Origin of the sequence: Serratia rubidaea (genome assembly GCF_016026735.1) — a bacterium.
Taxonomy (GTDB): Bacteria; Pseudomonadota; Gammaproteobacteria; order Enterobacterales; family Enterobacteriaceae; genus Serratia_B; species Serratia_B rubidaea.
Genome location: NZ_CP065640.1, coordinates 3454170 through 3466511 on the forward strand (window position 1 = coordinate 3454170; position 12342 = coordinate 3466511).

Annotated in this window: 15 protein-coding genes; 13 read left to right on the plus strand and 2 right to left on the minus strand. The window is 59.2% G+C overall.

Features of this window, described 5'->3' with window-relative positions; translation table 11 throughout:
• Positions 1 to 3 precede the first annotated feature (3 nt).
• From mltG to ptsG, 5 genes are all read left to right on the plus strand, one after another.
• The gene (gene mltG / locus I6G83_RS16150) at positions 4 to 1023 is read left to right on the plus strand and encodes an endolytic transglycosylase MltG (RefSeq protein ID WP_054306430.1); all 1020 of its coding nucleotides are present in this window, start codon (positions 4 to 6) and stop codon (positions 1021 to 1023) included.
• Entirely contained in the window at positions 1013 to 1651 is a 639-nt protein-coding gene (gene tmk / locus I6G83_RS16155; protein ID WP_054306431.1) for a dTMP kinase, read from the plus strand. Before mltG ends, tmk begins: the two co-directional genes overlap by 11 nt.
• On the plus strand, positions 1651 to 2661 hold the full coding sequence (holB, locus tag I6G83_RS16160) for a DNA polymerase III subunit delta' (protein WP_054306432.1): 1011 nt from the start codon (positions 1651 to 1653) through the stop codon (positions 2659 to 2661). The genes tmk and holB overlap by 1 nt, the downstream gene beginning before the upstream one ends.
• 14 nt (positions 2662 to 2675) lie before the next feature.
• Positions 2676 to 3452: a metal-dependent hydrolase gene (locus I6G83_RS16165; RefSeq protein ID WP_054306433.1), complete on the plus strand. Its 777-nt coding sequence runs from the start codon at positions 2676 to 2678 to the stop codon at positions 3450 to 3452.
• A gap of 339 nt (positions 3453 to 3791) precedes the next feature.
• Positions 3792 to 5225 carry a PTS glucose transporter subunit IIBC gene (ptsG, locus tag I6G83_RS16170; protein WP_054306434.1) on the plus strand — a complete coding sequence of 478 codons (1434 nt, stop codon included), beginning with the start codon at positions 3792 to 3794 and terminating at the stop codon, positions 5223 to 5225.
• A 171-nt stretch (positions 5226 to 5396) separates the two neighbouring features.
• Here the strand turns inward: ptsG and zinT are convergent, their stop codons facing one another.
• Positions 5397 to 6047, minus strand: coding sequence for a metal-binding protein ZinT (zinT, locus tag I6G83_RS16175; RefSeq protein ID WP_054306435.1), 651 nt, complete (start codon positions 6045 to 6047; stop codon positions 5397 to 5399).
• A 105-nt stretch (positions 6048 to 6152) separates the two neighbouring features.
• Complete coding sequence (locus I6G83_RS16180; protein ID WP_054306436.1) at positions 6153 to 6899, minus strand: SDR family oxidoreductase; 747 nt, start codon at positions 6897 to 6899, stop codon at positions 6153 to 6155.
• Between the two features lie 99 nt (positions 6900 to 6998).
• On the opposite strand from I6G83_RS16180, the gene I6G83_RS16185 reads away from it, so the two are divergent.
• From I6G83_RS16185 to ycfP, 8 genes are all read left to right on the plus strand, one after another.
• Positions 6999 to 7382 carry a winged helix-turn-helix transcriptional regulator gene (locus I6G83_RS16185; protein WP_072186126.1) on the plus strand — a complete coding sequence of 128 codons (384 nt, stop codon included), beginning with the start codon at positions 6999 to 7001 and terminating at the stop codon, positions 7380 to 7382.
• A gap of 177 nt (positions 7383 to 7559) precedes the next feature.
• The gene (locus I6G83_RS16190; RefSeq protein WP_072186128.1) at positions 7560 to 8006 is read left to right on the plus strand and encodes a hypothetical protein; all 447 of its coding nucleotides are present in this window, start codon (positions 7560 to 7562) and stop codon (positions 8004 to 8006) included.
• Between the two features lie 153 nt (positions 8007 to 8159).
• Positions 8160 to 8510 carry a purine nucleoside phosphoramidase gene (gene hinT / locus I6G83_RS16195; RefSeq protein ID WP_015671968.1) on the plus strand — a complete coding sequence of 117 codons (351 nt, stop codon included), beginning with the start codon at positions 8160 to 8162 and terminating at the stop codon, positions 8508 to 8510.
• A gap of 14 nt (positions 8511 to 8524) precedes the next feature.
• Positions 8525 to 8914: a YcfL family protein gene (locus tag I6G83_RS16200; RefSeq protein WP_015671969.1), complete on the plus strand. Its 390-nt coding sequence runs from the start codon at positions 8525 to 8527 to the stop codon at positions 8912 to 8914.
• A 24-nt stretch (positions 8915 to 8938) separates the two neighbouring features.
• Positions 8939 to 9532 (plus strand): penicillin-binding protein activator LpoB, encoded by a 594-nt coding sequence (gene lpoB / locus I6G83_RS16205; protein WP_054306438.1) that lies wholly within the window; start codon positions 8939 to 8941, stop codon positions 9530 to 9532.
• Complete coding sequence (gene thiK / locus I6G83_RS16210; protein ID WP_054306439.1) at positions 9513 to 10367, plus strand: thiamine kinase; 855 nt, start codon at positions 9513 to 9515, stop codon at positions 10365 to 10367. The genes lpoB and thiK overlap by 20 nt, the downstream gene beginning before the upstream one ends.
• A 49-nt stretch (positions 10368 to 10416) precedes the next feature.
• On the plus strand, positions 10417 to 11442 hold the full coding sequence (gene nagZ, locus I6G83_RS16215; RefSeq protein WP_054306440.1) for a beta-N-acetylhexosaminidase: 1026 nt from the start codon (positions 10417 to 10419) through the stop codon (positions 11440 to 11442).
• 67 nt (positions 11443 to 11509) lie between these two features.
• Positions 11510 to 12052 carry an alpha/beta hydrolase YcfP gene (ycfP, locus tag I6G83_RS16220; protein WP_054306441.1) on the plus strand — a complete coding sequence of 181 codons (543 nt, stop codon included), beginning with the start codon at positions 11510 to 11512 and terminating at the stop codon, positions 12050 to 12052.
• The last annotated feature ends 290 nt before the right edge of the window (positions 12053 to 12342 follow it).

Below are 12342 nucleotides of genomic sequence, written 5' to 3' on the forward strand. Positions count from 1 at the left end.
TTAATGAAGAAAGTAAAGTTTGTTGCACTGCTCGTCGTCGTGATTTTGGCCCTGCTGTTCTGGGGCTATCAGAAGGTTGAACGCTTTGCCGATACGCCGCTGGCGATCCAGCAGGAAGCGATCTTTAAACTGCCGGCGGGCACCGGGCGGGTGGCGCTGGAAGGGCTGCTGGTGCGCGATAAGCTGATCCGCAATGGAAAATGGTTCCCGTGGTTGCTGAAAATTGAGCCTAAGCTGGCGGCATTTAAAGCCGGCACCTACCGTTTCACTCCGGGCATGACGGTGCGCCAGATGCTGGAACTGCTGGCCAGCGGCAAAGAGGCGCAGTTCAACGCGCGGTTTATTGAAGGTTCGCGCCTGAGCGATTGGATGAGCATTCTGCAGCAGGCCAAGTACCTGAAGCATACGCTGGCGGGTAAAAGCGAGGCGGAAATCGCCGCTGCGCTGGGCATGCCGGCAGGCACGCACCCGGAAGGGCGTCTGTACCCGGATACCTATTCCTATACCGCCGGCATGAGCGATATCGCTCTGCTCAAGCGCGCCCATACGCGGATGGAAAAGGCGCTGGATGAGGCCTGGCAGCAGCGTGACAAGGCGCTGCCGTATAAAACGCCGGAACAGCTGTTGACCATGGCTTCCATTATCGAGAAAGAGACCGCGGTGGCGGCCGAGCGCGGCAAAGTGGCGTCGGTATTCGTCAACCGCCTGCGCATCGGTATGCGGCTGCAGACCGATCCGACGGTGATCTACGGCATGGGCGCACGCTATACTGGCACCATTACCCGTAAGGATCTGGATACGCCGACCGCCTATAACACCTATACCATCAGCGGGCTGCCGCCGACGCCGATCGCCATGCCGAGCCAGGCGTCGCTGACGGCGGCGTCGCAGCCGGAAAAAACGCCTTATCTCTATTTTGTTGCTGACGGCAAGGGTGGACACACCTTTACCACCAATCTGGCCAGCCATAATAAGGCGGTGCGGGTTTACCGCCAGCTAGTGAAGGAAAAGAATGAAAAGTAAATTCGTGGTTATTGAAGGGCTGGAAGGCGCGGGAAAAACCACCGCGCGTGATACGGTCGTCAGCGTATTGCGCGAACACGGTATCGAGGACATCGTTTTCACCCGTGAGCCGGGCGGTACGCCGCTGGCGGAAAAACTGCGCGATCTGTTTAAGCGCGGCCATGAAGGCGAGCTGCCCACCATCAAGGCGGAAGTGCTGATGCTGTATGCGGCGCGGGTGCAGCTGGTTGAAACGGTGATTAAACCGGCGTTGGCGCGCGGCGCCTGGGTGGTCGGCGACCGTCATGACCTGTCGTCTCAGGCCTATCAGGGCGGCGGGCGCGGCGTCGACCCGCAGCTGATGGTGTCGCTGCGGGATACCGTTCTGGGTGATTTCCGCCCCGATCTGACCTTGTATCTCGATCTGCCGCCGCTGGTCGGGCTGCAGCGTGCGCAGGCGCGCGGCGCGCTGGATCGCATTGAGCAAGAGGCGCTGCCGTTCTTTGAACGTACGCGCGAGCGCTATCTGCAGCTGGCGGCGGCGGACGACGCGATCGTGACCGTCGATGCGGCGCAGACGCTGGAACAGGTCACCGCCGACATTCGTCAATGCGTCAGCGCGTGGCTGCTGCAACAGGAAACGGCCTGATGAATTGGTATCCGTGGCTGAATATGCCTTATCGTCAACTCGTCGGGCAGTATGCCGGCGGGCGCGGTCACCATGCGCTGCTGCTGCACGCGGCGGCCGGCAACGGCGACGACGCGCTGATTTACGCCATCAGCCGCTGGCTGATTTGCCAGCGCCGCAACGGAGAAAAAAGCTGCGGCGAGTGCCACAGTTGCCGCCTGATGCTGGCGGGCAGCCATCCGGATTACCACGTGCTGGCGGCGGAGAAGGGCAAAAGCAGCCTGGGTATCGAGCCGGTGCGCCAGCTGAGCGAAACCCTGTATGCCCATGCGCAGCAGGGCGGCGCCAAAGTGGTGTGGCTGCCGCAGGCGGAGCAGCTGACCGAAGCGGCGGCCAATGCGCTGCTCAAAACGCTGGAAGAGCCGCCGGCGCACACCTATTTTCTGTTGAGCTGCCGCGAACCCTCCAACCTGCTGGCGACGCTGCGCAGCCGCTGCCTGTACTGGCACCTGTCCAGCCCTGAGGAAGCGTTGAGCCTGCAATGGCTGGAGCGCCAGGGCGTTGCCGGCGCCCGGACGGATTGGCTGACGGCGCTGCGCCTGCATGACGGTGCGCCGCTGGCCGCCGAACGCCTGCTGCAGCCGGAGCGCTGGCAGCAGCGCAGTGCGCTGTGTGCGGCGCTCGCTAAGGCGCTGCAGTCGCAGGATATGCTGCAGCTGTTGCCGCAGCTGAATCACGATGACGTCGCCGAGCGGCTGCACTGGCTGTGCGCGCTGCTGATGGACGCGATGAAGTGGCAGCAGGGCGCCGCGGCCTTTGTGCTCAATCAGGATCAGCAGCCGTTGGTGCAGCTGTTGGCCGCGCGGCTGAGCAGCAGCTCGCTGCAGCATAGTGTGCAGCAGTGGCTGCACTGCCGGCATCAATTACTCAGCGTGGTGGGCGTTAACCGCGAACTGCTGCTGACCGAACGCCTGCTGGGCTGGGAACAGATGTTCGCAGCCGCCGGCTATTCTCACCCTCATTCGCTGTAAAAGAGTTAAACATTATGTTGTTAGTCGATTCTCACTGTCACCTCGACAGCCTGGACTACCAGGCATTACACCAGAACGTGGACGACGCGCTGGCGAAAGCCAAGGCGCGCGACGTGGGCTATGTGCTGGCGGTGGCCACCACTCTGCCGGGCTTCCGTTCGATGACGGCGCTGATTGGCGATCGTCCCGACGTGGCGTTCTCCTGCGGCGTGCACCCGTTAAACCTGGAAGGCGGCTATGACTATGCCGAGCTGCGCCAGCTGGCGGCGGCGGAGCAGGTGGTGGCGCTGGGGGAGACCGGGCTGGACTATTTCTACCAGAAGGATAACTGGGCGCTGCAGCAGGAGTCGTTCCGCCAGCATATCCGCATCGGCCGCGAGCTGAACAAGCCGGTGATCGTGCATACCCGCGATGCGCGGGAAGACACGCTGGCGATCCTGCGCGAAGAGCAGGTGCAGGAGTGCGGCGGCGTGCTGCACTGCTTTACCGAAGACCGGGCGACCGCAGAGGTGCTGCTGGACCTGGGCTTTTATATCTCTTTCTCCGGCATTGTCACTTTCCGCAACGCCGAGCAGTTGCGCGACGTGGCGCGCTATGTGCCGCTGGACCGCATGCTGGTGGAAACCGACTCGCCTTATCTGGCTCCGGTGCCGCACCGTGGCAAAGAGAATCAACCCGCTTACGTGCGCGACGTGGCTGAATACATGGCCGTACTGAAAGGCGTAAGCCTGGAAGAACTGGCCGCCGCCACGACTGCCAATTTTTCTCGCTTATTTCACATCAAATTCTGATTCATGACCTAGTCTTAGGTTGCCAGCGTTGCACACGTAATTATTTTAAATCTCGTAATTAATCGGCTGAACGGGTAAGGTTCCACCCCCGTTCGGCCCGTTAACGGATGTGCTTTCATCATTTTTTACAAAAAAACACCAATTTCAGAAATAGTAGCAGGGTTATTGATTGAAACGTGACTGCCATCAAACAATGTTTGGGGTATTTATTTTACTCTTCGTAAAAATTCAAGGGGTGCTCAGACACCCTGAATTGTAGAGGGTTTTTGTTCCCCTCTGCAGCGCAAAAAGCGCGCAACAAGAAGTCGCTAAGCCTATTACTCAGGAGCACACTCAACTATGTTCAAGAATGCATTCGCAAACCTACAAAAAGTAGGTAAATCGCTGATGCTGCCGGTATCCGTACTGCCTATTGCAGGTATCCTGCTGGGCGTCGGTTCTGCCAACTTTAGCTGGCTGCCGGCGGTAGTCTCGCATGTGATGGCGGAGGCGGGCGGTTCCGTGTTTGCCAATATGCCGCTGATTTTCGCCATCGGCGTGGCGCTGGGCTTCACCAATAACGACGGCGTTTCCGCGCTGGCGGCGGTAGTGGCTTACGGCATCATGGTAAAAACCATGGCGGTGGTGGCGCCGCTGGTGCTGCATCTGCCGGCCGAAGAGATTGCCGCCAAACACCTGGCGGATACCGGCGTGCTCGGGGGGATTATCTCCGGCGCCATTGCGGCCTATATGTTTAACCGCTTCTTCCGCATTCAGCTGCCGGAATACCTCGGCTTCTTCGCCGGTAAACGCTTTGTGCCGATTATCTCCGGCCTGGCGGCGATCGTGCTGGGCGTGCTGCTCTCCTTTATCTGGCCGCCAATCGGCAGCGCCATTCAGACCTTCTCGCAGTGGGCTGCCTATCAGAACCCGGTAGTGGCGTTCGGCATCTACGGCGTCGTTGAGCGTTCTCTGGTGCCGTTCGGTCTGCACCATATCTGGAACGTGCCGTTCCAGATGCAAATCGGCGAGTTCACCAACGCAGCAGGCCAGGTGTTCCACGGCGATATCCCGCGCTATATGGCGGGCGACCCGACCGCGGGCAAACTGTCCGGCGGCTTCCTGTTCAAAATGTACGGCCTGCCGGCGGCGGCTATCGCCATCTGGCACTCGGCGAAGCCTGAGAACCGCGCGAAAGTGGGCGGCATCATGATCTCCGCGGCGCTGACCTCGTTCCTGACCGGGATTACCGAGCCAATCGAATTCTCCTTCATGTTCGTGGCGCCGGTGCTGTATGCCATCCACGCTATTCTGGCCGGCCTGGCGTTCCCGATCTGTATCCTGCTCGGCATGCGCGACGGCACCAGCTTCTCACACGGTCTGATCGACTTTATCGTACTGAGCGGCAACAGCAGCAAAATCTGGCTGTTCCCGATTGTCGGCATCATTTACGGTCTGGTGTACTACACCATCTTCCGCGTACTGATTGCCAAGCTGGATCTGAAGACCCCGGGTCGTGAAGACAGCGCCGCCGACCAAAGCGCGCAGGGCGGCACGGAAATGTCCGCGGCGCTGGTGCAGGCGTTCGGCGGTAAAGACAACATCACCAACCTGGATGCCTGCATCACCCGTCTGCGCGTCAGCGTGGCCGACGTGTCCAAGGTTGACCAGGCCGGGCTGAAGAAACTGGGCGCCGCCGGCGTGGTGGTTGCCGGTTCCGGCGTACAGGCTATCTTCGGCACCAAGTCCGATAACCTGAAAACCGATATGGATGAATATATCCGTAATCACTGATTCAGATAGGCATTAACGGAGGGAGGCGCAAGCCTCCCTTTTTTATGGGTAATGTATTCTGAAAGCTTTTAAATCACGACAGATAAGATGGAGAAATAGGGAGAAGCACAAGGGAAAGCTAAGCACAGGCATTATTGCCGGCTCGGCGGCGGGCCGAACCGGCGTTAACCTTTAGTGATGCAGCATTTCGTCCACCACCTGTTTGGCGTCCAGCTGATACGGGTAATAGGTCGGCCAGTTATCCATCTCCTTCAGCAGCGCCTCCTGAGAGGTATTACCCATAAAGATATGGTAGTGGGCCGATTTACGCGGGCCGATAGTATGGTCGCTGAACTGCACGTATTTCGGCGCCTGGCTGCCGGCATCCGGGCACTCAAACAGGTAGCGTACGCCTTTTTTACCGGAGGCGTAGGTCAGGATTTTATGCCCGGCATAGTCGTATTTACAGCTGCTGACTTTGTCGCCGCGGTGAAACTCCATCACGCCGTTTTCAATGCCGATGGTGTCCACGTCGGTGGCATAGCCCTGGCGGTAATAGGCCTTCAGCTCGGCAACGGTTTTACTCTTGTCCTTTTCCGCTTTCTGCTTAAATACCGGGTCGAGATCGCCGCTGAGCAGATAAGGATATACCGACTGCCAGACGCCATCCCAGTCGCTTAACGCTCTGTCCTGCACCTGTTTATCGTCGAATACGCCTGCGGCGGCCCTCTGCTCGGCTTCCGTCATCGGTTTGCCATGTGAATGATGGGCATGGGCCAGCGCCTGGCTGCTGATAAGCAGCGTTCCCAGCGCAAGCGCCAGTTTGCCAAAATGAATCGTCACCGTATATCTCCCTGCTGATAGAAACAAATAAAAAGTTACAATATAACATAACAATTAATAGCGCAACGGTGACGCATAAAATTGGACGGGCAGGGGGAATGCAGACTACAAATTCCTTACGCCGCCATCCATCAACAGCTCGGTGCCGACCATAAACGCCGACTCGTCCGAGGCGAGGAATACCGCCCCCCTGGCCAGCTCATGGCTGGTGCCCATCCGGCCGATTGGCACCAGCGCGCGGATCTCGTCCTTCAGCATTTGCTCATCCTTATCCTGCAACCCCAGCTTGCCGAAGGCCGGCGTCTCCGTTGGCCCGGGGCTGAGGCTGTTCACGCGGATACCACGGGAATGCAGCTCGCCGGACAGGGTGCGAGCCAGCGACAGCAGGGCGGCTTTGCTGGCGGCGTAGACATTGCTCTGCGGCAGACCGATATGGGCGCTGACCGAACCACACAGAATAATCGACGCTGGATTGGCCAGCAGCGGCAGCAGCGCCTGGATCAGGAAAAACGGCCCCTTGAGGTTGGTATGCATCAGACGGTCGTAACGTTGCTCATCCCACAGTTCCAGCGGCTGGTGGGTGACGTCGCCGGCGTTGATATACAGCACGTCCAGCCGTGGCCAGCGTTGGGCCAACTGCTGCGCCAGCTGGCGCTGTTGGGCAATATCTCCGGCGTCATTTTGCAGGGCGATCGCCTTGCCCAGCTGCCGTTGCGCCTCCTCCAGGCCGTGTGACGAACGGCCGGTTATCGCCACGTTGGCGCCTTCGGCAATAAACTGACGGGCGGTTTCCAACCCGATGCCGCTGGTTGCGCCGGTAATCAGCGCGTATTTGTCTGTTAATCGTGTCATTACGGTTTCCTCCTGCTGAGCTTGCTGGCATTATTTACGGCAAAACTATCCTTTGCATAGTAGGTACCGAATGGATACTAAGGCGCCGGGAGGTATGAAATGACGGGTTCCGCGCATAGCGAGCAGGAAAAAAATTTGGCGGCGCTGCCGGCGGCGGGGCAGCCGTGCCCGATGGTGGATTTTGTCAATCTGTTGTCCGGCAAGTGGGCGATACCGATTTTGTACCGCCTGATCCTGATGGATGCGCCGGTGCGCTTTGGTGAACTGCAGCGCGCCGTGGCGCCGATTGCACAAAAGGAGCTGACGCGTCAGCTGCGCCAGTTCGAACGACGCGGTCTGGTGACGCGGCAAATATTTCCGCAGGTGCCGCCGCGGGTGGAATACCAGATTACCCCGCTGGGCAAGACGCTGCGCCCGACGCTGGATTCGCTGGCCGACTGGATGCGCAGCCATGCGCCGCAGTTAATTACGGATAAGAAATAGCTTATTTATATGGGTATTAATTGGCGATAGAGGGTAAATAGCCTTTTATATAACATGAAACCCTAACTTGACGGCCTATTTATTTGTTTGAAAAATAGGCATATTATCCCCTTTTTCCGTATCCCGCTTGTGGAGATGATCCTTGGGACCAGTATTGGATTCAACAAGGAATTAATTATGCAAACCGGCATGGTTATTAAATGGGGACATCGGCTACTGACAGTCGTTTTGCTAATACTGGTCACCGCGCTGGGCGGTTATCTCTATGTTACGACTGCATCGTATGATGACATCCTGTATAGCAAAAAACAGCTGACGGACGAAATGTGGCTCTATATTACCCAGTATCAGCGGGCGGGGGCGACTGACAGCGAGGTTTACCGCTACTATTTGAACCGGGACATTCGTGAGGCGCCGCTGGCGATTCTGGAGCAGAGCGCGCCATTTTTGACAGCCGATCGTCCTGATGCGGTGGTGAAGGGCGACGGAAACCGGGTAAGCATCAACTTCACCGGTAAAGTGTATTCTTTCACCAATTCGGCATTCTTCTATGGTGAGAACAATGCGGTGCCGATGATGCCTACCCTCGACTTTTTGGCGCAGGGGGTGAACGCCTGGCGTTAAAAAGGGAAAAAGGATGCGCCGCTACCTTATGGGGACAGGATTGTCTGATTCTGCGCCACTCGATGTAGAAAGTGCGCAATCAGGTTGAAAGCGGTAGAATTTGTCACTCATACTGCGTATACCTTTTTCTTTAACGCTAACAAGGAATTCCAGATGGCCGAAGAAACGATTTTCAGTAAAATTATCCGCCGTGAAATCCCTGCCGATGTGGTGTATCAGGATGAGCTGGTGACCGCTTTCCGCGATATCGCGCCGAAAGCGCCGACGCACATCCTGATCGTGCCGAACGTGCTGATCCCGACGGTGAACGACGTGACCAGCGAGCATGAGGCGGCGCTGGGGCGGATGATGACCGTGGCGGCGAAAATTGCCGAGCAGGAAGGCATCGCCGAGGATGGCTACCGCCTGATCGTCAACTGCAATCGCCACGGCGGCCAGGAGGTCTATCATATTCATATGCACCTGGTGGGCGGTCATGCCCTCGGCCCTATGCTGTCACACTGATTGAGGAAGCCGCCATGCGCTATCACAAACCGCTGCGTTGCCTAATGGCGCTGGCGCTGTCCGCCGCGATACTGACGGGCTGCAGCAGCCCGCAGGGGATCGCGGTTAATGAACGACAGACGGTGGTGATGGAGCCGTCGGTGCTGACCGCCGGCATTTTGGCCGACAGGCCGGTGGTTAACGACGCCTCCGGCCGGGTGATAGCCACCGCGGTGCTCAGCAACACGCAGCCGACCTCGGTAACCCTGCGCTACCGCTTCTATTGGTATGACGAACAGGGTCTGGATATTCGTCCGTTTGAAAAACCGCGCGCCATTACCCTGGCGCCAAATGCGACGGCGCAGGTTTATTCCATTAATGGCAACTTTGACGCCAAGCGCGCGCGCCTGTATCTATTCTTATAATCCTCGGGCCAGTTGGAGAAAATAATGAAAAAGTATCTGTTTGTGGCAGCGGCCGCGTTGGTATTGACCGGTTGTCCACAGCGTCCGCCTGAACAGCCGGAAGCGCCGGTGACGATCACGCCGGTGACGCCGGAAGAGACGACGCCGGTGCCGCATCAGCCGGAGCCGCCGACTTCCGAGCCGGTGCCGCAGCCGCCGAAGATTCAGAGTTTTAACTGGCTGGGCAGCGTACAGCCGCTGATCGCACAGATGCTGAAGGCCGATGGCGTGACGCCGGGCAGCGTGCTGCTGCTCGACAGCGTGAAAAACAACACCAACGGTTCGTTGCAGACCGGCAAGGCGACCGCGGCGCTGCACAAAGCGCTGGGCGCCAACCAGACCTTCACCGTAGTGCCGCAGGCGCAGTTGACCAGCGCCAAGCAGACGCTGGGGCTGTCGGCGGAAGACAGCCTGGGTTCACGCAGCAAGGCGATTGGCCTGGCGCGTATCGTCAACGCGCAATACGTGCTGTATAGCGACGCCAGCGGCGATGTGAAGTCACCGCAGCTGGATATGCAGCTGATGCTGGTGCAGACCGGCGAAATCATCTGGTCGGGCAATGGCGCGGTTAAGCGCTGAGGCCGAACTGCAGCGACTCTTGCAACACAAACTGCCGGCGGTGAAAACCGCCGGTAGTCGTTTCAGCCCGGTAGCCGGGCTGACCGGCGAAAGCTGGCGCATTGAGAGCGCTGACGGCGTTGTGCTGCTGGCGCGTCAGCAGGGGGCGGAAAAAGCGGCGCTGGGGGTGAACCGCCGGCGCGAGGCGCGCGTACTGCGCCGCAGCGCAGGCGCGCTGGGGCCGCGGCCGCTCGCGCAGGACCGGCGCTGGCTGGTGGTGGAATGGCTTGACGGCGCCAGCGTCAGCCCGCAGGCGTTTGAACGCTACCGGCAGGGGGGCGAGCTGGCGGCGCTGATTGCCGCGCTGCACCGCCGACCGCGCAGCGGCTACCGGCTGAACCTGCCGGCGCAATATCTGCGCTATTGGCAGCAGCTGGACCGGCGGCGCATCACCCCGGCCTGGCTGCGCCTGCAGCGCTATTTTCTGCAGACGCCGCCGCCGCGGCCGCTGAAGCTGGCGCCGCTGCATATGGATATTCACCCGGAAAATCTGATTGAACAGCAGACGCGGCTGCGGCTGATTGACTGGGAATACGCCGGCGACGGCGATGTGGCGCTTGAACTGGCGGCCCTGTTTCGTTTCAACCAGTGGTCCGCCGCGGCGCAGTGGGAATTTTTGCAGCAGTACGCCGGCCAGGGCTACCGGGACCCGGCGGCGCTGAGTCGTCAGGTGCGCCGCTGGCTGCCATGGGTTGATTACCTGATGCTGATGTGGTTTGAAGTCCGCTGGCAGCAGAGCGGCGATGCGCAATTTTTGCGTTGCGCCGCAGCGCTGCGCCGGCGTTTTTGTTTATGATCCCTGTTTCTGTATGAATTGATGAAGTGAGGTGGCCGTGGGCCCAGTAATGTTAGACGTCGCCGGCTATGAGCTGGATGCCGAAGAGCGCGAAATTTTACAGCATCCGCTGGTGGGCGGTTTGATTCTGTTTACCCGCAACTTCCACGATGCGCAGCAGCTGCGTGAGTTGGTGCGGCAGATCCGCGCGGCGTCCCACGATCGGTTGGTGGTGGCGGTCGATCAGGAAGGCGGCCGCGTACAGCGCTTCCGCGAAGGTTTTACCCGCCTGCCGGCGGCGCAGTCGTTCGCCGCCCTCAATGACGCGGCGGAAGCGGGGCGACTGGCGCAGGAGGCCGGCTGGCTGATGGCGGCGGAGATGATCGCGCAGGATATCGATATCAGCTTTGCGCCGGTGTTGGATATCGGCCACGTCAGCGCGGCGATTGGCGAGCGCTCTTTCCACCAGGATCCGACGCAGGCGCTGGCGATGGCGGAACGCTTTATACAGGGGATGCACAGCGCCGGCATGCGCACCACCGGCAAACATTTCCCGGGGCACGGCGCGGTCAGCGCCGACTCGCATAAAGAAACCCCGCGCGACCCGCGTCCGCTGGCGACCATCCGCAATCACGACATGTCGATTTTCCGCGCGCTGATTGAGCGCCGGCTGCTGGACGCGGTGATGCCGGCCCACGTTATCTATACTGAGGCTGACCCGCGTCCGGCCAGCGGCTCGCCGTACTGGCTGCAGCAAATTCTGCGTCAGGAGCTGGGTTTTGACGGCATCATCTTCTCTGACGATCTGTCGATGGAAGGCGCGGCGGTGATGGGCAGCTACGCTGAACGCGGCCAGGCGGCGCTGGATGCCGGCTGCGATATGATTCTGGTGTGCAACAACCGCGCCGGCGCGGTCAGCGTGCTGGATAACCTGTCCCCGGTCAAAGTTGACAAGCTTAAGCGGCTGTATCATCAGGGGCAGTTTACCCGTCAGGCGCTGCGCGATTCCGAACGCTGGAAGCTGGCGCATCAGCAGTTGAGCGCGCTGAGCGAGCGCTGGGAAGAGTACAAACAGCGCGGCGAGGTCAACCAATAACGGCGTCGTCCTGCGGCGCTGCCGGTGAGGGTCGTGATCCGGCCCTCCGTTTATTGCGAGGATCCACATGATTATCTATTTGCATGGTTTTGATTCCACCAGTCCCGGCAATCATGAGAAAGTGCTGCAGCTGCAGTTTATCGATCCGGACGTACGCTTTATCAGCTACAGCACTCTGCACCCACGTCATGATATGCAGTATCTGCTGAAAGAGGTCGATAAGGCGGTGCAGCAGGAAGGGGACCGCCAGCCGTTGATCTGCGGCGTCGGACTGGGGGGATTCTGGGCGGAGCGCATCGGCTTTTTGTGCGGCATACGGCAGGTGGCGTTCAACCCGAACCTGTTCCCGCAGGAGCATATGCACGGCAAGATTGACCGGCCGGAAGAGTACCTGGATATTGCCACCAAGTGCGTGGCGGACTTCCGCGAAAAGAACCGCGACCGCTGCCTGGTGGTGCTGTCGCGCCATGACGAAGTGCTGGATAGCCAGCGCAGCGCCGATCTGCTGCACAAGTACTACGAAATTGTCTGGGACGAGCAGCAGACGCACAAGTTCAAAAACATCTCCCCGCATCTGCAGCGCATCAAAGCCTTCAAGACCCTCGCGTAACAGTTTTATAACGCGCCGCACCGCCGCGACTATTGCTCTGAACGAGGGTAATGCGCGGCTTTTTTTATTGCTCTGGCAAAGATGTTGGCAGTCAGCGGCTGGGCAAAAAAATGTGACCTGACGCTAACTATTTGAATCGCAATCGTCAAAAAAGCCCCGCGTCCAGCCTTTAAGTAAAAAACTTTGATATGCGTCAATTTTGGTATGACCAAATAACCTCACATGCTATTCTGGCCGCAGATTGCAGGTTTATTTTACGCGAACCCCATGTATTCTAAGGATATTATTTC